The 25,417-nt window shown below is 71.1% G+C and carries 21 protein-coding genes; 11 read left to right on the plus strand and 10 right to left on the minus strand.

Annotated elements, in window-relative coordinates; translation table 11 throughout:
- Window positions 1-31 precede the first annotated feature (31 nt).
- From LCH29_RS11060 to LCH29_RS11090, 7 genes are all read right to left on the minus strand, one after another.
- Entirely contained in the window at window positions 32-748 is a 717-nt protein-coding gene (locus LCH29_RS11060) for an ABC transporter ATP-binding protein (protein ID WP_446461519.1), read from the minus strand.
- Window positions 745-1,611, minus strand: a complete 867-nt coding sequence (locus LCH29_RS11065; protein ID WP_446461520.1) for an ABC transporter ATP-binding protein — start codon at window positions 1,609-1,611, stop codon at window positions 745-747. Before LCH29_RS11065 ends, LCH29_RS11060 begins: the two co-directional genes overlap by 4 nt.
- A complete protein-coding gene (locus LCH29_RS11070; protein ID WP_446461521.1) occupies window positions 1,608-3,347 on the minus strand; it encodes a branched-chain amino acid ABC transporter permease in 1,740 nt (579 codons plus the stop codon). The genes LCH29_RS11065 and LCH29_RS11070 overlap by 4 nt, the downstream gene beginning before the upstream one ends.
- 12 nt (window positions 3,348-3,359) lie before the next feature.
- Window positions 3,360-4,292: a branched-chain amino acid ABC transporter permease gene (locus LCH29_RS11075; protein ID WP_446461522.1), complete on the minus strand. Its 933-nt coding sequence runs from the start codon at window positions 4,290-4,292 to the stop codon at window positions 3,360-3,362.
- Window positions 4,293-4,400: 108 nt separating this feature from the next.
- Window positions 4,401-5,630: a branched-chain amino acid ABC transporter substrate-binding protein gene (locus tag LCH29_RS11080; protein ID WP_446461523.1), complete on the minus strand. Its 1,230-nt coding sequence runs from the start codon at window positions 5,628-5,630 to the stop codon at window positions 4,401-4,403.
- Between the two features lie 744 nt (window positions 5,631-6,374).
- On the minus strand, window positions 6,375-6,845 hold the full coding sequence (locus LCH29_RS11085; protein ID WP_123106570.1) for a hotdog fold thioesterase: 471 nt from the start codon (window positions 6,843-6,845) through the stop codon (window positions 6,375-6,377).
- Between the two features lie 64 nt (window positions 6,846-6,909).
- On the minus strand, window positions 6,910-9,216 hold the full coding sequence (locus tag LCH29_RS11090; protein ID WP_446461524.1) for an FdhF/YdeP family oxidoreductase: 2,307 nt from the start codon (window positions 9,214-9,216) through the stop codon (window positions 6,910-6,912).
- 160 nt (window positions 9,217-9,376) lie between these two features.
- On the opposite strand from LCH29_RS11090, the gene polA reads away from it, so the two are divergent.
- The 6 genes from polA (at window position 9,377) to LCH29_RS11120 (ending at window position 16,035) form a co-directional block, all read left to right on the plus strand.
- The gene (gene polA, locus LCH29_RS11095) at window positions 9,377-12,112 is read left to right on the plus strand and encodes a DNA polymerase I (RefSeq protein ID WP_446461525.1); all 2,736 of its coding nucleotides are present in this window, start codon (window positions 9,377-9,379) and stop codon (window positions 12,110-12,112) included.
- Window positions 12,113-12,270: 158 nt separating this feature from the next.
- Window positions 12,271-14,064: a lytic transglycosylase domain-containing protein gene (locus LCH29_RS11100; RefSeq protein WP_446461526.1), complete on the plus strand. Its 1,794-nt coding sequence runs from the start codon at window positions 12,271-12,273 to the stop codon at window positions 14,062-14,064.
- Between the two features lie 175 nt (window positions 14,065-14,239).
- A complete protein-coding gene (locus tag LCH29_RS11105; protein ID WP_446461527.1) occupies window positions 14,240-14,374 on the plus strand; it encodes an SPW_0924 family protein in 135 nt (44 codons plus the stop codon).
- A 17-nt stretch (window positions 14,375-14,391) separates the two neighbouring features.
- A complete protein-coding gene (locus LCH29_RS11110; protein WP_446461528.1) occupies window positions 14,392-15,396 on the plus strand; it encodes a DUF3068 domain-containing protein in 1,005 nt (334 codons plus the stop codon).
- Window positions 15,397-15,445: 49 nt separating this feature from the next.
- Window positions 15,446-15,664 (plus strand): hypothetical protein, encoded by a 219-nt coding sequence (locus LCH29_RS11115; RefSeq protein ID WP_039942128.1) that lies wholly within the window; start codon window positions 15,446-15,448, stop codon window positions 15,662-15,664.
- The gene (locus tag LCH29_RS11120; protein ID WP_446461529.1) at window positions 15,661-16,035 is read left to right on the plus strand and encodes a hypothetical protein; all 375 of its coding nucleotides are present in this window, start codon (window positions 15,661-15,663) and stop codon (window positions 16,033-16,035) included. The genes LCH29_RS11115 and LCH29_RS11120 overlap by 4 nt, the downstream gene beginning before the upstream one ends.
- Window positions 16,036-16,044: 9 nt before the next feature.
- Here LCH29_RS11120 and hrpB read toward each other — a convergent pair whose 3' ends face one another.
- Window positions 16,045-18,591, minus strand: a complete 2,547-nt coding sequence (gene hrpB, locus LCH29_RS11125; protein WP_446461530.1) for an ATP-dependent helicase HrpB — start codon at window positions 18,589-18,591, stop codon at window positions 16,045-16,047.
- A gap of 17 nt (window positions 18,592-18,608) precedes the next feature.
- Entirely contained in the window at window positions 18,609-19,517 is a 909-nt protein-coding gene (locus tag LCH29_RS11130; RefSeq protein ID WP_446461531.1) for a class I SAM-dependent methyltransferase, read from the minus strand.
- A gap of 364 nt (window positions 19,518-19,881) precedes the next feature.
- On the opposite strand from LCH29_RS11130, the gene rpsA reads away from it, so the two are divergent.
- The 4 genes from rpsA (at window position 19,882) to LCH29_RS11150 (ending at window position 23,828) form a co-directional block, all read left to right on the plus strand.
- Window positions 19,882-21,390, plus strand: coding sequence for a 30S ribosomal protein S1 (gene rpsA / locus LCH29_RS11135; protein ID WP_123099245.1), 1,509 nt, complete (start codon window positions 19,882-19,884; stop codon window positions 21,388-21,390).
- 251 nt (window positions 21,391-21,641) lie between these two features.
- Window positions 21,642-22,586: a PAC2 family protein gene (locus tag LCH29_RS11140; RefSeq protein WP_123099246.1), complete on the plus strand. Its 945-nt coding sequence runs from the start codon at window positions 21,642-21,644 to the stop codon at window positions 22,584-22,586.
- An 85-nt stretch (window positions 22,587-22,671) separates the two neighbouring features.
- The gene (coaE, locus tag LCH29_RS11145) at window positions 22,672-23,277 is read left to right on the plus strand and encodes a dephospho-CoA kinase (protein ID WP_446461532.1); all 606 of its coding nucleotides are present in this window, start codon (window positions 22,672-22,674) and stop codon (window positions 23,275-23,277) included.
- Window positions 23,278-23,459: 182 nt separating this feature from the next.
- Window positions 23,460-23,828, plus strand: a complete 369-nt coding sequence (locus tag LCH29_RS11150) for a tetratricopeptide repeat protein (protein WP_123099248.1) — start codon at window positions 23,460-23,462, stop codon at window positions 23,826-23,828.
- Between the two features lie 33 nt (window positions 23,829-23,861).
- Here the strand turns inward: LCH29_RS11150 and LCH29_RS11155 are convergent, their stop codons facing one another.
- On the minus strand, window positions 23,862-24,155 hold the full coding sequence (locus tag LCH29_RS11155) for a DUF6343 family protein (protein WP_446461533.1): 294 nt from the start codon (window positions 24,153-24,155) through the stop codon (window positions 23,862-23,864).
- A gap of 125 nt (window positions 24,156-24,280) precedes the next feature.
- Between LCH29_RS11155 and LCH29_RS11160 the strand changes: the two genes are divergently transcribed.
- The gene (locus tag LCH29_RS11160) at window positions 24,281-25,414 is read left to right on the plus strand and encodes an ADP-ribosylglycohydrolase family protein (protein WP_446461534.1); all 1,134 of its coding nucleotides are present in this window, start codon (window positions 24,281-24,283) and stop codon (window positions 25,412-25,414) included.
- Window positions 25,415-25,417: the final 3 nt, after the last annotated feature.

Genomic DNA, 25,417 nt, shown 5'->3' on the forward strand with positions numbered 1-25,417 from the left:
GAGGGGAGGCCAAAGGCCTCCCCTCACTACGTCAGTCCTCGCCGAGGTACGCCTTCCGCACGGACTCGTCGTGCAGCAGCGCCTCCCCGGTCCCGGACAGCACGATCTTGCCGATCTCCATCACATGGCCGTGGTCCGCGAGCGACAGCGCCGCCTGGGCGTTCTGTTCGACCAGCAGGATCGTGGTGCCCTGCGCCTTCAGTTCGGCGATGGTCTGCATGATCTTCTGCATCATGATGGGGGAGAGACCCATCGAGGGTTCGTCGAGCATCAGCAGCTTGGGGTGGGACATCAGGGCGCGGCCCATGGCGAGCATCTGCTGTTCGCCGCCGGAGAGGGTGCCGGCCGCCTGGGTGCGGCGTTCGCCGAGGATGGGGAAGAGGTCGTACACCTTCCGTATGTCCGCGGCGATCCCGTCGGCGTCCTTGCGGAGAAACGCTCCGAGCTGGAGGTTCTCGGCGATCGTCAGCCGGGGGAAGATGTGCCGTCCCTCGGGTGAGTGGGCCAGGCCCAGGGCGACGATCTTGTGCGCGGGGACGCCGCTCAGCGGCTTGCCGTTGAAGCGGATGGCGCCGCCGAGCGGAGCCAGCAGGCCGGAGAGGGTGCGCAGGGTGGTCGTCTTGCCCGCGCCGTTGGTGCCGATGAGGGTGACGACCTGGCCGGCCTCGACGCTGAACGAGATCCCCTTGACGGCCTCGATCTTGCCGTAGGCGACCCTGAGGTCCTCGACCTCGAGCAGTGCGGTCACTGTCCGTCCTCCTCTGTACGTGCCTCTGCCGCTTCGACCGCCGCGGCCTCCTCGGCGCCGGGGGCGCCCTCGAAGGGGGTGCCGAGGTAGGCGGCGATGACGCGTTCGTCGCTCTGGACGACGTCGGAGGAGCCCTCGACCAGCTTCTCGCCCTGGACGAGCACGGCGACCCGGTCGCACAGGTTGAAGATGAACCGCATGTCGTGCTCGATGACGAGGACGGCGGTGCCCGTGTCGCGGATGGCGAAGACGAGTTCTTCGGTGGCCCGGGTCTCCTGGGGGTTCATGCCCGCGGTCGGCTCGTCGAGGAGCAGCAGTCCGGGGTCGCTGGCCAGGGCGCGGGCGATCTCCAGCTTGCGCTGTTCGCCGTAGGGGAGGTTGCGGGAGAGGTGGTCGGCCTTGGCGGCGAGGCCGGTGAACTCAAGGAGTTCCATGGCGCGTGCCTTGGAGGCGGCTTCGGCGCGTTTGAAGCCGGGGCCGCGCAGGATGGCGGACCACAGTCCTTCCCTGGTGCGGGTGTGCCGGCCGACCAGGACGTTTTCCAGGACGGTCATGTTGGCGAAGAGGCGGATGTTCTGGAAGGTGCGGGCGATGCCTGCCTGGGTGACCAGGTGGGGTTTGGGCGGCAGGACGGTGCCCCGGTAGGCGACGCGCCCCTCGGTGGGGACGTAGAGGCCGGTGAGGCAGTTGAAGAAGGTGGTCTTGCCCGCGCCGTTGGGGCCGATGAGGCCGACGATCTCGCCGGGGTGGACGTCGAGGTCGACGGAGCGTACGGCGGTGAGGCCGCCGAAGCGCATCGTGACGCCGGTGGCGGTGAGCACGGGGGCGGCCTTCGCGACGGTGGTCGTGGTCATGTCTGTCATGCCTCCGCCTTGGTGACGCCGACGGCGCTGCCGCTGAGGGCGGCCTGGTCGGGCACGTCGAGCTGTCCCGTCTCGTGGTATTCGAGCTGCTGCCGCCGGTTGGGGATGATCCCTTCGGGGCGGAAGCGCATCAGCAGGATGAGCGCGATGCCGAAGGCGAGGAGCTGGTAGTCCTGGAGGAATTCCAGCTTCTCGGGGATGAGGAAGAGCAGGGCGGCGCCGAGCAGGGGGCCGCCGATGGTGCCCATGCCGCCGAGGATGACGGCGGCGAGCAGGAAGGTGGAGTTCGGCGGGACGGGCCCGGCGAAGACGTACTGCTCGGGGACGACGGTGGTCTGGACGTGGGCCCAGATGGTGCCGGCGACTCCGGCGAGGGTGGCGCCGAGGGCGAAGGCGATGAGCTTGACGCGGAAGCCGTTGATGCCCATGGCGGTGGCGGCGGTCTCGTCCTCGCGGATGGCGACCCAGGCGCGGCCGATGCGGGAGTTTCCGGCCCGGCTGAAGATGAGGACGACGATGACGGTGACGAGCAGCATCAGCAGGTAGTAGTTGCTGTTGGAGTCGAGGGTGAGCCCGGCGAAGCTGTGCTCGTCGTCGAAGTTGAAGCCGAAGATCTCCAGTGGCGGGATGTTGGGGATGCCGTTGGGGCCGTTGGTGACGGAGGGCCCCGAGGTGCCGTCGAGGTTGCTGACGGCGATGCGGAAGATCTCGCCGAAGCCGAGGGTGACGATGGCGAGGTAGTCGCCGCGCAGCCGCAGCGTGGGGGCGCCGATGACGACGCCGAAGACGAGGGAGGCCAGGGCTCCGGTGAGCATGGCGGCCCAGAACGGGAAGTGGACGTGGATGGTGGAGGCGGCGGTTCCTGAGACCAGGGCGGCGGTGTAGGCGCCGACGCCGAGGAAGGCGACGTAGCCGAGGTCGAGGAGTCCGGCGAGTCCGACGACGATGTTCAGGCCGAGCGCGACGGTCGCGAAGATGGCGATGTTGACGCCGAGTTCGGTGTAGCTGGCCTTGTCCTGGGTGAAGGGGAAGACCAGCGCGGTCACCAGGGCCGCCACCAGGGTGAGGGAGCGGTAGGTGCTGGTGAGTCCGCTGAGCCGGGTGATGAGCCCGGCCTTGAGGAGCGCGGCGGCGGCGAAGCACAGCGCGATGAGGTAGCCGATGAAGGGCTCGGGGTTGTCCTCGTCGGTCTGGATGCCGTAGTTGACGATGTAGAGGCCGAGGGTGAAGACGGCCGCGATGATGAGGATGTCCGCCCAGGAGGGGAGCTGTTTGGGGCGGCGGACCGGCCGGGTGTCGTCGGTGAGCAGGAACGCGGTGGCGACGGGTACGGCGGTGGCGACGGCGGCGACCCAGCCGCCCGGTTCGAGGTTGACCAGGCCGCCTTGGTCGACGGCGATGGCGATGAGGGTGAACCAGGTGGTGGTGAGGGCGCCGAGGGCCAGCAGCCGCAGGGCCGCGGTGGAGCCCGCGGGGGTGAGCCAGCGCAAGCCCCGGACGTCCAGGGCGGCGACCGCGAACAGCAGGGTGGCCAGGCCCAGGGCGAGGGTGAGGACCTGGAGTCCGCCGGGGTAGCCGTAGACGGTGAGGTCGCCGGGGAAGTCGGAGGTCCAGGTCCAGGCGAGGAAGGTGGAGGCGACGGTGGCGAGGCCGCCGGCCGCGGTGAGCGCCCGGAGCAGGGTGGTGCGCGGGGCCGGGGTGCCGGCGCCGGGTGCCTTGCTGATGTGGGTGGTCATCGGTTCACTCCCTCACGCCCGGTCCGCTACGCGTTCGCCGAGCAGCCCCTGGGGCCTGACCAGCAGGACGAGGATGAGCAGGGTGAAGGCCCAGACGTCCTTCCAGGCCCCGCCGCCGAGCTGATCCATTCCGGGGATGTCCTGGATGTATTTGATGGCCAGGGCCTCGGCGATGCCGAGGACGACGCCGCCGAGCATGGCGCCGTAGATGTTGCCGATGCCGCCGAGCACGGCGGCGGTGAAGGCCTTGAGTCCGGCGATGAAGCCCATCTCGAAGTTGATCTGGCCGTACTTGAGCCCGTGGGAGAGGGCGGCGACGGCGGCGAACGCACCGCCGATGGCGAAGGCCATCACGATGATGCGGTCGGTGTTGATGCCCATCAGCTTGGCGGTGTCGGGGTCCTGCGCGGTGGCCTGCATGGCGCGCCCGGCCCGGCTCTTGGAGACGAACAGCCCCAGGGCGAGCATGCACAGCGGGGCGGCTATCAGCAGGAACGCGTCGCCGCGCTGGATGTGCAGACTGTCGCCGATCGCGAATGAGCTGCCCTCGAACTGCGGGAAGCTGCGGGCCTTCTTGGCGTCGGGGTAGAACGCCCAGACGGCCTGCTGGAGCGCGATGGACAGACCGATCGCGGTGATCAGCGGTGCCAGCCGGGGGCCGCCGCGCAGGGGCCGGTACGCGAAGCGTTCGGCGGCCGTGGCGATGGCGACCGAGGCGAGGATGCCGCCGATGAGCATGAGCGGCAGGGCCAGCGCCAGCGTGGTGCCGCTGGGCAGCCAGAGATAGATGGTGAGGGCGCCGAAGCCCCCGATCATGAAGATCTCGCCGTGGGCGAAGTTGATGAGCTGGACGATGCCGTAGACCATGGTGTACCCGATGGCGATCAAGCCGTAGAGGGCGCCGAGGGTCAGGCCGTTGACCAGCGTTTGCGGCAGTTCGTGCACCGCAGGGCCTCCGATGAGCGTGTCGGATATGACGCCGCGCGAGGGCGCTGGTGTGCGCCCTCGCGCGGTTGCGTTGCTTGGGTGGGCGGGGTGTTGCCCCGGGCGGCACTAGTCCTTGAAGGTCTCGCTCTTCACGTCCTTCCAGGCGCCGTTCTTCACCTGGTAGACGGTCAGCTGCTTGTTGGTGGTGTCGCCGTACTGGTCGAAGGAGACCTTGCCGGTGACGCCGTCGAAGGAGACCTTGTTCAGCGCCTCGGTGATCTTGGCGCGGGCGTCGTCGGGGAGCTTGCCGTCGTTGTCGGCGACGACCGCCTTGACGGCCTGGATGATGGCCCAGGCGGCGTCGTAGGAGTAGCCGCCGTACGCCCCGTACGGGTCCGGGTACTTCTGGCCCGCGTAGTTCTTGACGAACGTCTTGGCGGAGGGCAGGTCTTCGACCGGGTAGCCGACGGAGGTCGCGAGGTCGCCGTCGTTGTTGGTGCCGGACGCCTTGATGAAGGCGGGGTCGTAGATGCCGTCGCCGCCCATCACCGGGACCTGCGCACCGGCCTGCTTGATCTGGTCGGACAGCAGACCGCCCTCGGGGTACTGGCCGCCGAAGTAGACGGAGTCGGCGCCGGATGACCTGACCTTGCCCGCGATGCCGGAGAAGTCGGTCTCCTTGACGGTGAGGTGGTCGGTACCGACGACGGTGCCGCCGAGGCGCTTGAACTCCTGGGCGAAGATCTTGGCGAGCCCGGCGCCGTAGGTCTGCTTGTCGTCGATGACGAAGACCTTCCGCTTCTTCGCGTCCTTGTAGTAGTACTGCGCGGCGAAGCGGCCCTGGATGATGTCGGTGGTCGCGGTGCGGAAGTACGTCTTGAAGGGGCGGGACTTCTTGCCCGAGGCCCACGCGTCGCCCTGGCTCAGCGCCGGGTTGGTGTTGGCGGGGGAGACCTCGGCCAGGTCCGCCTTGGCGAAGACGCCCTGCATGGACTGGGCGACGCCGGAGTTCAGCGGGCCGACCGTGCCGAGGATGGCGTCCTCGTCCACCATCGACGTGGCGTTCTGCTTGCCGGAGGACGGCACCGCCTGGTCGTCATAGGACTTGATCTTGAAGGTGACGCCCGGGACCTCGTTCTGCTTGTTGGCCACCTTGGCGGCGAGGTCGACGGAGTTCTTGATGCCCTGGCCGAGTGCCGACAGTGAGCCGGTGAGCGGGGCGTCGACGCCGATGACGACGGTGGTCTTCTTGTTCTTGTCCCCGCTGTCGTTCTGGCCGCGCGAACCGCAGGCGCTGAGGGTGAGGGCTCCCGCGGTGATCGCGGTCGTCAGGATGAGCAAGGAGCGCTGTCGCACGAAGAATCCTTTCCCTGGCCCGGCCGCCCCTCTGGATGGGACGCCGTGTCCGCGCCGGTGGACCTGTTACAGCCGTTCGGGCGCTGGCGAACACCCGACGGGGGTCGTGACTGGCTGTGAATGTAAGCGTGGGACGCGTCAGGTGGCAGAGTGCAGCCCATGATGTGACTGTCTTGTTATGACGCAGGTCACGTTCCCGTCTCGGTGTAGCGGAACGGAAAGGACAAAATAGGTGTTTACGGACAATCCATGAAGTCCGGATAGTGAGAAGGTGCAGTTCCGCTAAGGAGTCGAGGGGACTTGCGAATGAAGTGTGGAGACGTGTGCTCGTGGTTACGGAGCGAGGTCATCACCGATGACGTCACGGCGTACAAGCGTTCGATCTTGTATTGCAAGCACATTACGCAGTGTTACAACCGGGGCGAGTGATTCCAGCCCGCGCGTGAACGGTGTGCGGGCAGGCGCGCAGACCGGCGCGCACACAGAAGCGGCCTCCCCGGATCCGGGGACGCCGCTTCTCTGTGGCCGAGGTGGAGCGAGGTGGGGAGTTAGGTCCTGTCCGGCGGATCTTCGTGGATCAGCCCGCGGCATCTGGTGCAGGGGGCACCTCCCAGTGGTAGCTGGGGGAGTATCGCAAGGCGGAGGGTGGTCGTCCTCGTACCGGGTTGTACTCGGACGATCCCGACAACGCAGCGCGGCGCCGTGCCAGGCGTCGCGGGCCCGCGAAGATCCGCCGGACCGGGCCTACGGCTTCGGCAGGCCCTCCGCCTCGCGCAGCAGGCAGGTCAGCCGGGCGGTGCACACCCGGCGGTCCTGCTCGTCGCTGATGACGATTTCGTACGTGGCGGTCGAGCGCCCCCGGTGGACGGGCGTGGCGACGCCGGTGACCAGGCCGGAGCGCACCCCGCGGTGGTGGGTGCAGTTGAGGTCGACGCCGACCGCGATCCGGCCGCTGCCGCCGTGCAGCATCGAGCCCACCGAGCCGAGGGTCTCGGCCAGCACGGCGGAGGCGCCGCCGTGCAGCAGCCCGTACGGCTGGGTGTTGCCCTCGACGGGCATGGTGCCCACGACCCGCTCCGCGGAGGCTTCGAGGATCTGCACGCCCATGCGGGTGCCGAGATGGCCGGCGGAGAACAGCGCGAGGAGGTCGACGCCGAGTGCCGCGTACTCGTCGATGACCTCTTGCGGGAACTTCACGCTGGCCTGCTCGCCCATCGGACCGGCTCCGTTTCGGTTGTCTGTGGTGGCCACCTTCTTATCAGGTGCGCTGAGCGGACGCTTAGACGGGGTTGGTGGGTTCCAGTCGGATCACCACGGACTTGCTGGCCGGGGTGTTGCTGGTGTCGGCGGTGGAGTCCAGCGGGACCAGGACGTTGGTCTCCGGGTAGTACGAGGCGGCGCAGCCGCGGGTGGTCGGGTAGTGGACCACCCGGAACCCGGCGGCGCGCCGCTCGGTGCCGTCCGTCCACTCGCTGATCAGATCGGCGTACGCGCCGTCGGCGAGCCCCCGCTCGCGGGCGTCCTCGGGGTGGATGAGCACCACCCGGCGGCCGTTCTTGATGCCGCGGTAGCGGTCGTCGAGGCCGTAGATGGTGGTGTTGTACTGGTCGTGCGAGCGCATGGTCTGGAGCAGCAGCCGGCCTTCGGGGGCCTTCGGGTACTCGACCGGGGCGGCGGTGAAGTTGGCCCTGCCGGTGGCGGTCGGGAAGCGTCGGCTGTCGCGCGGGGCGTGCGGCAGGGCGAAACCGGACGGGTTGCTCACCTTGGCGTTGAAGTCCTCGAACCCGGGGATGACGGCCGCGATGCGGTCACGGACCGTGGCGTAGTCGCGCTCGAACTCCGCCCAGGGGGTGGCGCTTTCCGGGCCGAGCACCCGCCGGGCCAGCCGGCAGACGATGGCCGGTTCGGAGAGGAGGTGCGGGCTCGCGGGCTCCAGCCTGCCGCGCGAGGCGTGCACCATCCCCATCGAGTCCTCGACGGTGACGAACTGCGGCCCGCCGTCCTGGATGTCCCGGTCCGAGCGGCCGAGGGTGGGCAGGATCAGGGCGCGGGTGCCGGTGACCACGTGCGAGCGGTTGAGCTTGGTGGAGACGTGGACGGTCAGCCGGGCGGCGCGCATGGCGGCCTCGGTGACGTCGGTGTCGGGGGAGGCGGCCACGAAGTTGCCGCCCATGGCGAAGAAGACCTTGGCCTGGCCGTCGCGCAGCGCGCGGATGGCGCGGACGACGTCGAAGCCGTGCTCGCGCGGCGGGGCGAAGCCGAACTCCTTCTCCAAGGCGTCCAGGAAGGCGGGGGCGGGCCGCTCGAAGATGCCCATGGTGCGGTCGCCCTGCACATTGCTGTGGCCGCGCACCGGGCACACCCCGGCGCCGGGGCGACCGACGTTGCCGCGCAGCAGCAGGAAGTTCACGACTTCCCGGATGGTGGGCACCGAGTGCTTGTGCTGGGTCAGGCCCATGGCCCAGCAGACGATGGTGCGCTTCGAGGCGAGGACCATGCGCAGCGCGCGCTCGATGTCGTCCCGGGTGAGGCCGGTGGCGCTCAGCGTCTCGTCCCAGTCGGCGGCGCGGGCCGCGGCGGCGAACTCCTCGAAGCCGTGGGTGTGCTCGCGGATGAAGTCCTCGTCGACGACGGCTTCGTCCGCATCCGAGGCGTTGTCGGAAGCCTCCAGGATGAGCTTGTTGAGGAGGCGGAAGAGGGCCTGGTCGCCGCCGATCCGGATCTGGAGGAAGAGGTCGGTGAGCGAGGTGCCGCCGCCCGCGAGGCCGCGGGCGTTCTGCGGGTTCTTGAACCGCTCCAGACCCGCTTCGGGCAGTGGGTTGATGGAGATGATCTTCGCGCCGTTGTTCTTCGCCTTCTCCAGGGCGGAGAGCATGCGCGGATGGTTGGTGCCCGGGTTCTGCCCGGCGACGATGATCAGGTCGGCCTTGTGGAGATCCTCCAGCAGCACGCTGCCCTTGCCGACGCCCAGGGTCTCGGTCAGCGCGGAGCCCGAGGACTCGTGGCACATGTTGGAGCAGTCGGGCAGGTTGTTGGTGCCGAATTCGCGAGCGAAGAGCTGGTAGAGGAACGCGGCCTCGTTGCTGGTGCGGCCGGAGGTGTAGAAGACGGCCTCGTCGGGGGAGTCCAGCGCGTGCAGTTCGTCGGCGATGATGTCGAACGCGCGGTCCCAGCTGACCGGCTCGTAACGCTCGGCGCCCTCGTCCAGGTACATGGGCTGGGTGAGCCTGCCCTGCTGGCCGAGCCAGTAGCCGCTGCGGGTGGCGAGGTCGGCCACCGGGTGGGCGGCGAAGAAGTCGGGGGTGACCCGGCGCAGGGTCGCCTCCTCGGCGACGGCCTTCGCGCCGTTCTCGCAGAACTCGGCCGCGTGCCGCTTGTCGCCCTCGGGCCAGGCGCAGCCCGGGCAGTCGAAGCCCTTCTTCTGGTTGACCCGCATGAGGGTGAGGGCGGTGCGGCGGATTCCCATCTGCTGATGGGCGATGCGCAGTGAGTGACCGACCGCGGGGAACCCGGCGGCGGCGTGTTTCGGGGGTGCGACCTCGGGCGCGTCCTGTACCGGATCGCCTGCGGGTGGCTTGGATGCCATGTCGCTCCCCTTTTTCGACTCGACTTGTCGGCTTCGACATCGGCTCGGTTGTCCCCCATCGATCCTTTCATGAGTCATGGACTTTGGGACCACCCGGGGCGGTGGGCCGGAGGGCGGGAGGCGGGAGGCGTTGTCGGTGGGGCGTGGCAGGATCGGGGGCGTGGCAGAGAAAGCATCGAAGAAGACCGCAGCGCCCGAGCCCGACCGCACGGGGGACCGTCCCCGCCTGCTCCTGCTGGACGGGCATTCCCTGGCATACCGGGCGTTCTTCGCGCTGCCGGCGGAAAATTTCAGCACGACCTCCGGCCAGACGACCAACGCGATCTACGGCTTCACCTCGATGCTGGCGAACACGCTCCGTGATGAGCAGCCCACGCACCTGGCGGTGGCGTTCGACGTCTCGCGCAAGACCTGGCGCTCCGAGCAGTTCGCGGAGTACAAGGCGAACCGCTCCAAGAGCCCCGACGAGTTCAAGGGGCAGGTCGAGCTGATCGGCGAGCTGCTGGACACGATGAACGTCACCCGCTTCGCGGTGGACGGCTTCGAGGCGGACGACGTGATCGCCACCCTTGCCACCCAGGCCGAGGCCGAGGGCTTCGAGGTCCTGATCGTCACCGGTGACCGCGATTCGTTCCAGCTGGTCAGCGACCATGTCACGGTGCTCTACCCGACCAAGGGCGTCTCCGAGCTGACCCGGTTCACCCCGGAGAAGGTCCAGGAGAAGTACGGGCTCACCCCGAGCCAGTACCCCGACTTCGCGGCGCTGCGCGGCGACCCGTCGGACAACCTGCCCGGCATCCCGGGTGTCGGAGAGAAGACCGCCGCGAAGTGGATCAACCAGTTCGGGTCGTTCAAGGATCTGGTGGAGCGGGTCGACGAGGTCAAGGGCAAGGTCGGCGAGAAGCTGCGCGACCACCTGGAGTCCGTCAAGCTCAACCGGCAGCTGACCGAGCTGGTCAGGGACGTGGAGCTGGGCATCGGCCCCGACGGTCTCAAGCGCGTTCCGTACGACCGGGCCGCGCTGGCCGTCATCATGGACGCGCTGGAGTTCCGCCACCAGAACTTCCGCGACCGGGTCCTGGCCGTCGACCCGGGCGCGGCCGACGAGGAGCCCGCCGCCGCGGAGCCCGGCGTCGAGGTCGACGGGGTGACGCTGAGCGCGGGCGAGCTGGCGCCCTGGCTGGCGGACCGCGGCGCCGAGCCGCTGGGCCTGGCCACCGTGGACACCTGGGCGCTGGGCAGCGGCAGCGTCAGCGAGGTCGCGCTGGCCACCGCGGGCGGGCCCGCGGTCTGCTTCGACCCCGCGGAGCTGGACGAGGCCGACGAGCGGGCCTTCGCCGCCTGGATCGCCGACCCGGACCGGCCGAAGGTGCTGCACAACGCCAAGGGCACCATGCGGGTCTTCGCCGAGCACGGCTGGTCCGTCGCGGGCATCTCGATGGACACCGCGCTCTCCGCCTATCTGGTCAAGCCCGGCCGCCGTTCCTTCGAGCTGGACGCCCTGTCGGTCGAGTACCTGGGCCGTGAGCTGTCCCCGGCGGCGGCCGCGGACAGCGGGCAGCTCGCCTTCGGCGCCGACGAACAGGCCGAGCAGGACGCCCTGATGATCAAGGCGCGTACGGTCCTCGACCTCGGCGAGGCGTTCCGCGGCCGACTGGAGGAGGTCGGCGCGGCCGGGCTGCTGAGCGATGTGGAGCTGCCCACCTCCGAGCTGCTGGCCCGGCTGGAGCGCTCCGGCATCGCCGCCGACCGCGACTGGCTGGACCGCATGGAGCAGCAGTTCGCGGGCGCCGTCCAGCAGGCGGTGAAGGAGGCACACGCCGCGGTGGGCCACGAGTTCAACCTCGGCTCGCCCAAGCAGCTCCAGGAAGTGCTCTTCGGCGAGCTGGGCCTGCCCAAGACCAAGAAGACCAAGACCGGGTACACGACGGACGCCGACGCGCTCGCCTGGCTGGCCGGGCAGACCGACCACGAACTCCCGGTGATCATGCTGCGCCACCGGGAGCAGGCCCGGCTGCGCTCCACCGTGGAGGGGCTGATCAAGACCATCTCCCCCAGTGGCCGCATCCACACCACCTTCAACCAGACGGTGGCGGCGACCGGTCGGCTGTCGTCGACCGACCCCAATCTCCAGAACATCCCGGTGCGCACGGACGAGGGCCGGGCGATCCGGCGCGGCTTCGTCGTCGGCGAGGGCTTCGAATCCCTGATGACCGCCGACTACAGCCAGATCGAGCTGCGCGTGATGGCCCATCTCTCCGAGGACGAGGGCCTGATCGAGGCGTTCACCTCCGGCGAGGACCTGCACACCACGGTCGCCTCCCAGGTGTTCGGCGTCGCCAAGTCCGAGGTCGACCCGGAGATGCGGCGCAAGATCAAGGCCATGTCGTACGGCCTGGCGTACGGGCTCTCGGCGTTCGGCCTCTCCCAGCAGCTGGGCATCGGCGCGGACGAGGCCCGTCGGCTGATGGAGAACTTCTTCGAGCGGTTCGGCGGTGTCCGCGACTATCTCCAGCGGGTCGTGGAGGAGGCGCGCGCCATCGGCTACACGGAGACCATGCTCGGCCGCCGCCGCTACCTCCCCGATCTCACCAGCGACAACCGGCAGCGCCGCGAGATGGCCGAGCGGATGGCGCTCAACGCCCCGATCCAGGGCACCGCCGCCGACATCGTCAAGATCGCGATGCTGAAGGTGGACGCCGCGTTGACGGCAGGCGAACTCTCGTCGCGGATGCTGCTCCAGGTGCACGACGAAATCGTGCTGGAGATCGCGCCGGGCGAGCGGGAGCGGGTCGAGGAGCTGGTGCGGCGCGAGATGGCCGGTGCCTTCCAACTGCGCGCTCCGCTGGACGTGTCGGTGGGTGTCGGCACCGACTGGGAGTCGGCCGCGCACTGAGCGGGGGCCCGGTGGAACCGGCGGAACGGTCAAGTCCGGGCCCTCGAATGGCCGCTGACGGGCGGTGGGCAGCGGTAGTCGCGGGCCTTAAGTTGTCGTAGTGTCACCAGGGTTGACGCGCGGGGGAGCGCACTGTGTTCGACGGGAGGGACACACGGATGGCACCGCTTATCGGCCGACGTCTGCGTAAGGGGGCGGCCACGACGGCGGTGGCGGCGGCCGCGATGGCCGCCCTCACCGCATCCCAGGCGCCCGGGTTCGCCGCGCAGGAGCACGCGGACGGGGACCACCGGGACCGGGACCGGGCCAGTGGGGCACAGCCTTCGCCCGATGCGCCCATCGACGGCGGCGGCTCTTACCACACCGATCTGCCGCCGCTGACCAAGCCGGACAAGCCGGGCTCCTCGATCGACCTACCGGGGTTCCCGGGCAGCAGCACCAAGGCCGAGGCGGGCATCCCGGCGAGCGTCCTCGCCGCGTACAAGAAGGCGGAGGCGGCCCTCAAGGAGTCCAAGCCCGGCTGCAACCTGCCGTGGCAGCTGCTGGCCGCGATCGGCAAGGTCGAGTCCGGCCAGGCCCGCGGTGGCAACGTGGACAACAAGGGCACGACCGTCAGCCCCATCCTCGGACCGGCCCTCAACGGCAACGGCTTCGCCCTGATCAAGGACACCGACGGTGGCGAGTTCGACGGGGACACCACCCACGACCGGGCCGTCGGGCCGATGCAGTTCATCCCGTCCACCTGGGCGAACTGGAGCGAGGACGGGAACGGCGACGGCCGCTCGGACCCCAACAACATCTACGACGCGGCGCTCGCCGCCGGGTTCTACCTGTGCGCCAACGGCCGTGATCTGTCCGTCCAGGAGGACATCAACAAGGCGATCCTCGGTTACAACCACTCGCAGGAGTATCTGAACACCGTCCTGTCGTGGTTCGAGTACTACAAGAGCGGCACCCACGAGGTCCCCGACGGCTCCGGCGTGCTGCCCTCGGAGCGGAGCACCCCGCCCGGCAACGGTTCCAAGGCGGGTTCCAAGGAATCCGGCAAGGGCGGCGACAAGGGCAAGGACACGGACAAGGGATCCGGCAGGGGCAACGGCGGTGCGCACACCCTGCCCAAGCCCGAGGACGGCCGCGACGGCTCCACGTCCCCCTCGCCGCGGCCGGGCGACGGCGGGACGCAGACGCCCGGTCCGCAGCTCCCCAAGCCGCCGACCACGCCGCCCACCACCCCCGCGCCCAAGCCCACCGGCACCGCCAAACTGACCGCGGTCGGCTCCAAGCAGTTCACCGCCACCGCCGGTGAGACGTTCACCGGGTCCCCCAAGATCCGTGCGGTGGACGCCGAGGGCAAGCCGGTGGCGGCGGCGCGCGTGAAGTACGAGATCCGCGGCGAGACGAGCGCCCGCTTCCTCGGCCTCGTCCGTTCCGTCACCGTGCTCACCGGCCTCGACGGCACCGCCACCGCGCCCAAGCTGCTCGCGGGCGAGCAGCCCGGCTCGTTCACCCTGCGCGCCATGGCCGTCGGGCGCGAGAAGGTGTCCCCGGTCGACTTCGCCGGGACCGTCAAGCCCCGCCCCGTACCGCAGGCCGACGCACTGGCCCGCCTCGGTGACGGTGTCCTCAAGACCGGGACCGGTGGCTCCTTCGCCGATCTCCTCACCGTCAAGGCGACCAACAAGGGCAAGGTCGCGGCGGGCGTCCCGGTCACCGCGACCATGATCACGGACGCCAAGAAGCCCCAGGTGAACGACAAGGGTCCGTACTTCCTGGACGCCAAGGGCAAGCCGGTCCGCACCCTGGACGGGCTGAAGACCAACGTCCTCGGGCAGCTGACGCTGCCGAAGATCCTCACCGACGAGCACGCGGGCACCTATCTGCTCCGCCTCACCACGGCCGCCGGCGCCGTCCTCGACGTCGAGCTGACCGTCACCCCGGCCGCCGCCGACTAGCGGCCGCCGACCCGGGCACACCGCGCGCCGCCCCCGAGGCCTCACCGGGCCCGGGGGCGGCGCGTTCGCGTTGGGCCCTTCGTGTTCTCATCTGCGCCGCCCGTTGCTACGGTGCCCAGCCCCGGCTGTCACTGACGCCCTGTCAGTTGTCGTACCGCACTCACGGGAGGCCCGCATGCGCGCCCTCGCCGCCGCCGCGATCGGACTCGCCGCCGCGCTCGCCCTCGTCTTCACGGTGACGGCCATCGGCGCCCCCGGCGGCGCCACCTCCCCCGAGCCGCTGCTCACCACCGTCCCCGAGCACCCCTGAGGGAGGGACGCCCCGCCATGCGCCGCAAAGCCAGCCTGGTGCTGCTCGCCTTCGCCGTCTTCTTCGCCGCCCTCGCGCCGCTGGTGCGCTGGTACGCGTTCCCCCGGCTCGCCAAGATCCCGCCCAGCGAGTACCAGACGGCCGTCCTGGAGGCCCGCCCCGCCACCCTGCTCGACTACGCCACCATGAAGCCCCGGAAGGTCTCCAAGGTCAGCATCGTGCAGACCCTGCGCGGGAACGTGGGCGCGGCACGGACGGTCGGGAAGGAGACCGGGCGCGACGTCGTCGTCTGGGACGCCCTGTCGTACATCGCGGGGCCCGACGGCAACATGGTCTCCCGGATCCCCGAGCGCTACGTCTTCGACGCCCACTCCCAGGACCCGGTGCACGCGGGCGGCGAGCACGTCGACGGCGACGCCGTGCGCCGCGACGGCATCGAGTACAAGTGGCCCTTCCTCACCGAGAAGCGCGACTACCGCTACTTCGACGCCCAGACCCGTACCTCCGCGCCCATCCACTACAAGGGCACCCGGAACTTCCGCGGCCTGACGGTGTACTACTTCGAGCAGACCATCCCCTGGACCAGGGTCCCGCTGCCCAAGACCATGCCGGTCGACGGCGTCACCCCCGAGACCGTCCGCAAGGCCGGAACCTCCCGCTGGTACACCACCAAGCGCATGTTCTGGGTCGAACCCACCACCGGTGCGCCCGTCAACGGGCAGGAGATCCACCGCGAGGAACTGCGCGGCGGCACCCTGCTGGGCGGCCGGGACCGGGTGACCGTCTTCTCGGGCCACGTGAAGATGCGCGAGGACTACATCGCCCACACGGTGAAGATGGTCTCCTCCCAGCGGCAGCTGGTCCTGGCCTTCACCACGTATCTGCCCTGGGGCTTCGGGCTGCTGGGGGCCGGACTGCTCGCGGTCGCGCTGCTGCTGGAGGCGCGCGGCCGGAAGCCAGGGGTGCCGTCGCCGAGCCCACGGCGACGGCTCGTCAACCTCCGTCCCCGCGTTCCCTCCTGATAGTGACGCCGGTAGTGATCTCGGTAGTCCGCTGGCTAGCATGCGCTCCATGCCGGGTATCACGATCGAGTTCACCGAACAGGAACTGGCGGAGCTGCGCGCCGAGGCGAAGGAGAAGGGCGTGGCCATCAAGCGCCTCGCCCACGACATACTGACCGAGGACGTCGTGCGGCGGCGTCAGAAGCAGCGCTTCGTCGAGGGCGCCGTGCGCTTCGCCCTGGGATACAAGGCCGAGTTCGAGCGGGAGTTCCCGGAAGGGTTGCGTTGATCCTGTACGTCGACGCCGGCTGGGTGCTCAACGTGCAGGTCGACGTCTCCCCGGTGAACACCCCCGTGCGCGACTGGGGCGCACTGCACTGCATGAGCGAACGGCACCGCTACGAACGGTTCGCGGGGGAGCCGTACTACGAGGAGGCCGCGGCCCGCGCCGCGACCTTCCTCCACACCTCGCTGATCCTGGAACCCTTCTCCGACTACAACGCGGTCATCGGCGCGGCCTGCGCCCAGATGTACCTGGAGGAGTCCGGCGAGGCGATCGCCCCGCCGCCCGGCGCCATGGTGTCCCTCATCCGCGACATACGGGACAACCGGCTCCGCCTGAGCGAGACCGCCCGGCGGCTGCGCGCCTGGGCCGTATGAAGCTGGTGGTCAGCGGCGGGCGTTGGTGCGCCGCGTCGGCTCGGCCGCCGTCGGATCCTCCGGCCACGGATGCTTGGGGTAGCGGCCGCGCAGCTCGGCCCGCACGGAGCGGTAGCCGTCCCGCCAGAACGACGCCAGGTCGGCCGTGACCGCGGCCGGACGCCCCGCCGGTGACAGCAGGTGCACCAGCAGCGGCACCCGCCCGCCCGCGATCCGCGGCGACTCCTGCCACCCGAACAGCTCCTGGAGCTTCGCCGCCAGCACCGGCTGCCCGTCCCCGTAGTCCACCCGCACCCGCGACCCACTCGGCACCTCGACGCGCTCCGGCGCCAGCTCCTCGAAGCGCGCCGCGTCGCCCGTCGCCCACGGCAGCAGCCGGGCCAGCGCCTGACCGGCGTCCACCCGCTCCAGATCCGCCCGCCGCCGGGCCCGGCCCAGCTCCACGCCCAGCCACGCGTCCGGGTCCGCCAGCAGCGCCGCCTCCGATACGTCCGGCCAGGGCGCCCCCAGCTCCCGGTGCAGGAACGCCATCCGCCGCCGCACCGCCGTGGCCTGCGCGGACCAGCGCAGCAGCCCGGTCCCCTCGCGGCGCAGCCCCTCCAGCAGCGCCGCGTGCACGAGCGCCGGGTCGGGCGCGGTCAGCGGCCGGGCCACCAGCTCGATCGCCCCGAGCCGGGACACCCGCCGGGCGACGACGTCCCCGTCGGCCCAGTGCACCTCCTCGCCGTCCGACCCCAGCGCCGCGGCCGCCGTACGGGCCGTCGCCTCGTCGGTGACGGCGGCGAGCCGCACCCGCGCCGACGCGGCGGCCACCGGCCGGTCCGCGACCGCGACGGCCAGCCACGGGGCACCGCCCAGCCGCGACCCGTCGCCCAGTTCGGCCCCGGTCCCGGCCGCCATGAGATACGACCGCCCGCCCCGCACCCGAGCCACCCGCTCGGGAAACGCCAACGCGACGACGAGCCCGGCGACGGCGTCATCGGACCGTGCCGCACCCGCATCCGCACGCGGACCACCCGCGTCCCCCGTCACCGCGCGCTCCAGGCGGCGGGCCTCCTGGCGCCAGCGGGTCGCGTACGGGTCGCCGGCGCGGCGGGCGGTGCGCCAGGCGGCGGACAGGTCGTCGCCGTACTCCCGCGGCGGCTCCTCGCTCAGCAGGGCCACCACCTCGGCCGCCCGGCGGGCGCCGACCTCGGGGGCGCCGTCGATGAGGGCGCGGGCGAGGCGGGGGTGGAGGCCGAGACGGGACATGCGGCGGCCGCGCTCGGTGGCGCGCCCGGCCGCGTCGACGGCGCCGATCGCGGTCAGCACCTCCCGCGCGGCGGTCATGGCCCCGCCGGGCGGCGGGTCGAGCAGGGCGAGACCGGACGCGTCCGGTTCGCCCCAGCACGCCGCCTGGAGCGCGAAGGCCGTCAGGTCGGCCTCGGCGATCTCCGGCGACGGGAAGCGCGGCAGCCGGGCGTCCTCGGCCTCCGGCCAGCAGCGGTAGACCGTCCCCGGCGCCTCGCGCCCGGCCCGGCCCGCGCGCTGCCGGGCCGCGGCCCGCGACGCCCGCACGGTCGTCAGCGCGCTCAGCCCCCGCGCGTGATCCATGCGCGGTTCGCGGGCGAGGCCGCTGTCGACGACGATCCGTACGCCCGGCACGGTCAGGCTCGACTCGGCGACCGAGGTCGCCAGCACCACTCGCCGCCGACCGCCGTCCGCACCCGCGAGCACGGCCTCCTGCACGGCGGCGGGGGCGCGCCCGTGGACCTGGAGGACGTCCGCGTCGGCGCCGCCCAGCAGCCCCGCCACCCGGCCGATCTCGCCGACGCCGGGCAGGAAGCACAGGACGTCACCGGACCGCTCGCGCAGCGCGCGCCGCACCACGTCCGCGACGTGGTCGAGCAGGGCCGGGTCCACGCGCATCCCATGCGGTGGGCGTACGGGGCGTACGGGCGGCGCCCACACCGCCTCCACGGGGTGCGACACGCCCGGGGCCGAGACGACCGGGGCGGGGCCGCCACCGTCGCCGCCCAGCAGCCGCGCCCACCCCTCCGCGTCGGTCGTCGCCGACGCGGCGATCAGCCGCAGCTCCGGGCGCAGCGTGGCCTGGACGTCCAGCAGGAAGGCGGCCGCCGTGTCCGCGTCCAGGTGCCGCTCATGGCATTCGTCCAGCACGACGGCGTCGATGCCGGCCAGCTCCTGGTCCCGTTGCAGCCGCTGCACCAGCACCCCGGTGGTGACCACCTCGACCACGGTGCGGGGGCCGGCCTGCCGCTCCCCGCGCACGGTGAAGCCGACGCGTTCGCCGGTCCGCTCGCCGAGCAGCCACGCCATGCGCCGCGCGGCGGCCCGCGCCGCGATCCGGCGCGGCTCGGCCACCAGGACCCGACGAACCGGCGAGCCGCCGTCGCCGCCGCCGTCCAGCAGTCCGGCCAGGACGAGCGGCACGAGGGTGGTCTTGCCGGTCCCGGGCGGTGCGCACAGCACCGCCGACCCCCGCCGGTCGAGCGCGCGCAGCAGCTCGGGGACGGCTTCGCGGACGGGGAGCTGGTCGAGGACGTCCGTACGCATGGCCGGTGGTGCCCCGCTCAGTCCCGCTCGCAGACGAAGACGGCCGTGCCCGGGATGAGACCGCCGCGCAGCGGCGACCAGCCGCCCCACTCCTGACGGTTCCAGGCGGGCCATTCCGGTTCCACGAGGTCGATCAGCCGGAAGCCCCCGGCCACGACGTCCCGTACCCGGTCACCGAGGGTCCGGTGGTGTTCCACATAGACGGCACGGCCCGCGTCGTCCTGTTCCACATAGGGGGTGCGGTCGAAGTACGAGCCGGAGATGCTCAGCCCCTCGGGCCCCGGCTCGTCCGGGAACGCCCACCGCACCGGATGCGTCACCGAGAACACCCACCGGCCGCCCGGCCGCAGCACCCGGTGCACCTCGCGCATCACCCGCACCGGCTCCGCCACGAAAGGCACCGCCCCGTACGCGGAGCAGGCGAGGTCGAACGCGCCGTCCCGGAAGGGGAGCGTGGTCGCGTCGGCCTGGACCAGCGCGATTCCGGACGGGCCGGGAGCGGCCGCCTCCGCGTCGATCCGCTGGGCGTGCCGCAGCTGGCGGTGGGAGATGTCGAACGCCACGGGCCGGGCCCCGCGCGCCGCGAGCCAGCGCGAGCACTGTGCCGCGCCCGCGCCCACCTCCAGCACGTCGCGCCCCTCCAGCTGGTCCGCGGGCCCGAGCAGCCCGGCCTCCTCCTCGTCCAGCCCCTCCGGCCCCCAGATGAACCGGTCGTCGCCGAGGAAGGCGCCGTGCTCCTCCTGGTACTCGTCCGCGTTGCGATCCCACCAGCCGCGGCTGGCCCGGCTGCTCTCGGTGTCGTCGGCGATCCGGCGGGTGGCGGTGGGCTCGAAGGCCTCGGGGGCCTCGTCAAGGGCCTCCGCAAGGGCCCCGAGGGCACTCTCGGGAGCCCTGAAGGCACCGCTGGGCTTGTGTTCTTGGACCATCGGGCGCGTCGTCGTACTCTCTGTATCGACCTGTGGCTGCGGGGCGCGGCACGAAACCGCGTCGCAGCAGTGACCTGCAAATTGCCGGGTTAGGGGCGTTAGTCCCCACGTGCGCTCTTCGTGCATTGACCATGCCCGGCCGCCCCCGTATGCTACAAGTTGCGCTGCGGGCCTGCGCGACTCAGACGGAGCAGGCCGCGCTCGCATCTGTTGTATGTCCCCTCGGTTGTCGAGGCGCTTTCGGTCTCTGGTAAAGATTCGGAAAGATTCACGCCTCACAGGCTGTCCGGCTTCGGCGGTGCGATAAGGGTCCTCGGCGTAGCAGTACCTACGACTCAATGTCCGTACCGGAGCCCTTTCCCACATGACGAGCAGCACCGAGGCAACCCGCACCACCCCGCAGGTGGCGGTCAACGACATCGGTTCCGAGGAAGCCTTCCTCGCCGCGATCGACGAGACGATCAAGTACTTCAACGACGGCGACATCGTCGACGGCGTCATCGTGAAGGTCGACCGGGACGAGGTCCTGCTCGACATTGGTTACAAGACCGAAGGCGTCATCCCTTCCCGCGAGCTTTCGATCAAGCACGACGTCGACCCGAACGAGGTCGTGGCCGTCGGCGATGAGATCGAGGCCCTGGTTCTCCAGAAGGAGGACAAGGAAGGCCGCCTGATCCTCTCGAAGAAGCGCGCCCAGTACGAGCGTGCCTGGGGCACCATCGAGAAGATCAAGGAAGAGGACGGGATCGTCACCGGTACCGTCATCGAGGTCGTCAAGGGTGGTCTCATCCTCGACATCGGCCTCCGCGGCTTCCTTCCCGCCTCCCTGGTCGAGATGCGCCGCGTCCGCGACCTCCAGCCCTACGTGGGCAAGGAGCTCGAGGCGAAGATCATCGAGCTGGACAAGAACCGCAACAACGTGGTCCTGTCCCGCCGCGCCTGGCTGGAGCAGACCCAGAGCGAGGTCCGTCAGACCTTCCTCACCACCCTCCAGAAGGGCCAGGTGCGCTCCGGCGTCGTCTCCTCCATCGTCAACTTCGGTGCCTTCGTGGACCTGGGCGGCGTGGACGGTCTGGTCCACGTCTCCGAGCTGTCCTGGAAGCACATCGACCACCCGTCCGAGGTCGTCGAGGTCGGCCAGGAGGTCACGGTCGAGGTCCTGGACGTCGACATGGACCGCGAGCGCGTCTCCCTGTCGCTCAAGGCGACCCAGGAAGACCCGTGGCAGCAGTTCGCCCGGACCCACCAGATCGGTCAGGTCGTCCCGGGTAAGGTCACCAAGCTCGTTCCGTTCGGTGCGTTCGTCCGCGTCGACGAGGGCATCGAGGGCCTGGTCCACATCTCCGAGCTGGCCGAGCGCCACGTGGAGATCCCGGAGCAGGTCGTCCAGGTCAACGACGAGATCTTCGTCAAGGTCATCGACATCGACCTCGAGCGCCGCCGCATCAGCCTCTCGCTGAAGCAGGCCAACGAGGCCTTCGGTGCCGACCCGTCCGTGGTCGAGTTCGACCCGACCCTGTACGGCATGGCCGCGTCCTACGACGACCAGGGCAACTACATCTACCCCGAGGGCTTCGACCCCGAGGCCAACGACTGGCTCGAGGGCTACGAGAAGCAGCGCGAGGAGTGGGAGCGTCAGTACGCCGACGCGCAGACCCGCTTCGAGCAGCACCAGGCGCAGGTCATCAAGTCCCGCGAGGCCGACGAGCAGGCCGCTGCCGAGGCCGGCAGCGGGGCTGCCCCGGCGCCCGGCGGCGGGCAGGCCTCCGGCGGCGGTTCGTACTCCTCGGAGTCGGCCGACAACTCCGGCGCCCTGGCGTCGGACGAGGCGCTGGCCGCGCTCCGCGAGAAGCTGGCCGGTGGCCAGAGCTGAATCGCTGCGCCGCTGACCGCTAGCGGCACCGGCTGAACGTGCGTGAGGCCCGTTCCCCTTCGGGGGAGCGGGCCTCACGCATGTTCCGGCGCATGTCCCCACGCATGTTTCCGGCTCACGCATGTCTCGGGGCACGGACGGCCATGATGCGCACAGGCCATGATGCGCACAGGAGTTGGGACCGGCGGCCGGGAATGCGCCCGCCCCCATGTGGTGTTTTCGCGTACGGAACACAAGGAGGAGCGGTCACAGTGCTTGATCCGCAGGATTTGTACGCGTGGGAACCGAGTGGGCTCGCCGAAGTCGACGCGATAGCCTCCCGGGATTCGGCCGGGCTGGTGCTGCTCTACCACTTCGACGGCTACATCGACGCCGGTGAGACCGGCGACCAGATCGTGGAGCGGCTGCTCGACGGGCTGCCGCGGCAGGTCGTCGCCCGCTTCGACCACGACCGGCTCGTCGACTACCGGGCCCGGCGCCCCCTGCTCACCTTCCAGCGCGACCGCTGGACGGCCTACGAGACCCCGGCGATCGAACTCCACCTGGTGCGGGACGCGACCGCGGCGCCCTTCCTGCTGCTCTGCGGGCCCGAACCGGACGTGGAGTGGGAGCGTTTCGCCGCCGCGGTGCGGCAGATCGTCGAGCGGCTCGGCGTGCGGCTCGCGGTGAACTTCCACGGCATCCCGATGGGCGTTCCGCACACCCGGCCGGTGGGTCTCACCCCGCACGGCAACCGCACCGATCTGATGCCCGGCCACCGCGGCTACTTCGACGAGGCCCAGGTGCCCGGCAGCGCCGAGTCGCTGATCGAGTACCGGCTCGGCGAGGCGGGCCACGACGTCCTCGGGGTCGCCGCCCACGTCCCCCACTACCTGGCCCGGTCCGCCTACCCCGACGCGGCGCTCACCGCGCTGGAGGCGGTCACCGCGGCCACCGGCCTGGTGCTGCCGGGCGCGGCGCACGCGCTGCGCAACGAGGCGCTGAAGACGCAGGAGGAGATCGAGCGGCAGGTCGCGGAGGGGGACGACGAGCTGGTCGCGCTCGTACGGGGCCTTGAGCACCAGTACGACGCGGTGGCCGGGGCCGACAGCCGCGGCAACCTGGTCGCGGAACCGGCCGAGCTGCCGTCGGCGGACGAGCTGGGCGCCGAGTTCGAACGCTTCCTGGCCGAGCGGGAGGGCGAGGGCGGCGCCTGAGCCGCGGCCCCTCCGGCAGGGCGGCCCCTCCAGCGGAGCCCCGTGCCCATATAGCGGGGCTCTGTGCTCGTATAGCGTGGGCCCCATGCTGAAGCTGGGGCTCACGGGCGGAATCGGCGCGGGCAAGAGCGAAGTCTCGCGTTTGTTGGTCTCTTACGGCGCGGTACTGATCGACTCCGATCGGATCGCCCGTGAGGTGGTGGAGCCCGGAACCCCCGGCCTCGCCGCCGTCGTCGCCGAGTTCGGGCCCGAGGTGCTGACCGCCGACGGCCGGCTCGACCGGCCGAAGCTCGGCGGGATCGTCTTCCACGACCCCGAGCGGCTGCGCGCCCTGAACGCCATCGTCCACCCCCTGGTCCGCGAGCGCTCCGCCGAGCTCCAGGCGGGCGCCGGGCCGGAGGCGGTGGTCGTCCACGACGTCCCGCTGCTCACCGAGAACGGCCTGGGGTCCCTGTACGACCTGGTGCTGGTCGTCGACGCCACGCCCGAGACCCAGCTCGACCGGCTGGTCCGGCTGCGCGGCATGACCGAGGACGAGGCGCGGGCCCGGATGGCGGCCCAGGCGACCCGCGAGGAGCGGCTGGCCGTCGCCGATGTCGTGATCGACAACGACGGCCCGCTGGAGGAGCTGGAGCCGCGGGTCCGCAAGGTCTGGACGGAGCTGGTGGAACGGGCCGCCGCCACGGACTGAGGCGAAGAGCCGCACGTGCGGGACGGGCATGCTTGCGGGGCGGGCCGAGGGGGAATGTGGCGCACCGGGTGGTTGTTGTGCTGCCCGTAACGACGATCATCACCGAGGGACCACCCAGGGACCACCGAGGGATCACCCCATACGGGGCCACTGATCACGCAAGCCCGGGGAAGGAAGCGGCTGTGCCCGAGCCCACGCCCGAGACCCATGTCATCGACTACCGCGCCGCGGAGCAGCTGCTCGCCGCCCGAGATCCGCGAGGCGCCGTCAAGCTGCTCGACTCGGTCATCACCGCCCACCCCGAGAACACCGCGGCCCGGCTGCTGCGGGCCCGCGCGTTCTTCGGCGCGGCCCAGCTCCGCGCCGCGGAACTGGAATTCCACATCGTGCTGGAGCGCGAGCCGGACAACGCGTTCGCCCACTTCGCCCTCGCCCGCACGCTGGAGCGCGCCTCTCGCCGGGCGGAGGCGACCCGCCACTTCCGCCTCGCCGCGGCGCTGGATCCGCGCCCGGACTTCGTGGAGGCGGCGCGGTTCGGCGAGCAGGGCTGAGCCGGGCCGGGCGGCGGCTCCGGCGTAGCACCGCTAGCGCCGCTGCCCCGGGCCGCGCCCCCTGACCGGAGTGTACGGCGGCACGTCCCGCCCCGGCTGGTAGTGCGGCCCCTGCCGGATGTGCCGGATGACCAGCGCCAGGTCGATCAGGGTGATCGCGGCGATCGCCGCGCAGGCGGCCGCCCAGCCCGGCCTGCCCGCCAGGACGAAGGCCACCGCGCCGCCGGCGGTCCACAACAGCCCCCAGACGGCGAGCCACAGCCGCATGCGCAGCGGGCTGCGGGCATGCGCGGGCTCATCGCCCGTACGGATGAATCGCATCGACATCACAGGCATCTCCCACCCACCCCCTGCTTCGACGCTACCGCGCCGGGGCCTGTCGGTGTGATCTGCGATCATGTGCTGAGCACACGGGAGCCGTGCAGCCAGCCGCGCGGGAAGAGGAGTCGCACGTGATCCAGCAGTCCTGGGACGAATCGGCCGCCCGGCGGGCCCGCATCCGCGGCTGTCTGCTGGCCGGTGCGATCGGTGACGCGATCGGCAACCCGATCGAGTTCCGCTCCCTGTCGGGGATCCGTGAGGCGTACGGCCCGGCGGGCGCCACCGGCTTCGTCCCGGACGACAGCGGCGTCGCGGGCCGGATCACCGACGACACCCAGATGACCCTGTTCACGGCCGAGGGGCTGATCCGGGCCCACGCCCTCGCCTCCGCCGAGGGCGCCGGGGGCGCCGTGATCGCCGTCATCCGCCGGGCGTATCTGCGCTGGCTCGACACGCAGAACTATCCCGAGCCGCCGCGCCAGAGGACCCCGGAGGACATCGGCCGCTCCGGCTGGCTGCGCACCCACCCGTGGCTGTACGCCCGCCGCGCGCCCGGCAACGCTTGCCTCTCCGGCCTCCTCGAAGGCCACACCCCCGCCGTGGACGCTCCCCTTTACGGCGGCCCGGGCCCGGTGAACAGCGGCTCCAAGGGCTGCGGCACCGTGATGCGGTCGGCCCCGTTCGGCCTCACCGGTCTGCCCGCCCGCGACTGCTTCGAACTCGCCGCCCGCTGCGCCCAGATCACCCACGGCCATCCGACCGGCTACCTCGCGGCGGGCGCCCTGGCCGCGATCGTCGCGTACCTCCTCGAAGGCGACTCCCTGGAGGGCGCCGCCCTGCGCACCCTGGAGATCCTGCGCGGCTATCCGCGGCACGAGGAGACCGCCACCGCCCTGCGCCGCGCGATCGACCTGGCGGCCGGGGGCGACCCCACCGCGGAGAAGGTCGAGTCGCTCGGCGGCGGGTGGATCGCCGAGGAAGCGCTGGCCATCGGCGTCTACGCGGCCCTGGCGGGCCCCAGCCTCCCGGCGGCGCTGCTGCTGTCCGTCAACCACTCGGGCGACAGCGACTCGACCGGCTCGATCTGCGGCAACCTGCTGGGCGTCCACCACGGCGACCTGCGCCTGCCGCCGTCCTGGCTGGCGCAGGTGGAGGGCCGCGGCACGATAGCCGAGCTGGCCGATGACTTCGCCTCCGTATTCCACCCGTCCGCCCAGCCGTACGACGCGACGGTCTTCCCCCAGGACCGCTACCCGCTGAACTGACCA

The organism is Streptomyces sp. BRA346 (genome assembly GCF_052851135.1).

What these genes read in the sequence shown, in the direction of transcription:
- LCH29_RS11065 (WP_446461520.1), bottom strand. Translation starts at nt 1,611, where the DNA reads ATGACAGACATGACCACGACCACCGTCGCGAAGGCCGCCCCCGTGCTC.
- LCH29_RS11070 (WP_446461521.1), bottom strand. Translation starts at nt 3,347, where the DNA reads ATGACCACCCACATCAGCAAGGCACCCGGCGCCGGCACCCCGGCCCCG.
- LCH29_RS11085 (WP_123106570.1), bottom strand. Translation starts at nt 6,845, where the DNA reads ATGGGCGAGCAGGCCAGCGTGAAGTTCCCGCAAGAGGTCATCGACGAG.
- LCH29_RS11090 (WP_446461524.1), bottom strand. Translation starts at nt 9,216, where the DNA reads ATGGCATCCAAGCCACCCGCAGGCGATCCGGTACAGGACGCGCCCGAG.
- LCH29_RS11100 (WP_446461526.1), top strand. Translation starts at nt 12,271, where the DNA reads ATGGCACCGCTTATCGGCCGACGTCTGCGTAAGGGGGCGGCCACGACG.
- LCH29_RS11105 (WP_446461527.1), top strand. Translation starts at nt 14,240, where the DNA reads ATGCGCGCCCTCGCCGCCGCCGCGATCGGACTCGCCGCCGCGCTCGCC.
- LCH29_RS11110 (WP_446461528.1), top strand. Translation starts at nt 14,392, where the DNA reads ATGCGCCGCAAAGCCAGCCTGGTGCTGCTCGCCTTCGCCGTCTTCTTC.
- LCH29_RS11115 (WP_039942128.1), top strand. Translation starts at nt 15,446, where the DNA reads ATGCCGGGTATCACGATCGAGTTCACCGAACAGGAACTGGCGGAGCTG.
- hrpB (WP_446461530.1), bottom strand. Translation starts at nt 18,591, where the DNA reads ATGCGTACGGACGTCCTCGACCAGCTCCCCGTCCGCGAAGCCGTCCCC.
- LCH29_RS11130 (WP_446461531.1), bottom strand. Translation starts at nt 19,517, where the DNA reads ATGGTCCAAGAACACAAGCCCAGCGGTGCCTTCAGGGCTCCCGAGAGT.
- rpsA (WP_123099245.1), top strand. Translation starts at nt 19,882, where the DNA reads ATGACGAGCAGCACCGAGGCAACCCGCACCACCCCGCAGGTGGCGGTC.
- coaE (WP_446461532.1), top strand. Translation starts at nt 22,672, where the DNA reads ATGCTGAAGCTGGGGCTCACGGGCGGAATCGGCGCGGGCAAGAGCGAA.
- LCH29_RS11155 (WP_446461533.1), bottom strand. Translation starts at nt 24,155, where the DNA reads ATGTCGATGCGATTCATCCGTACGGGCGATGAGCCCGCGCATGCCCGC.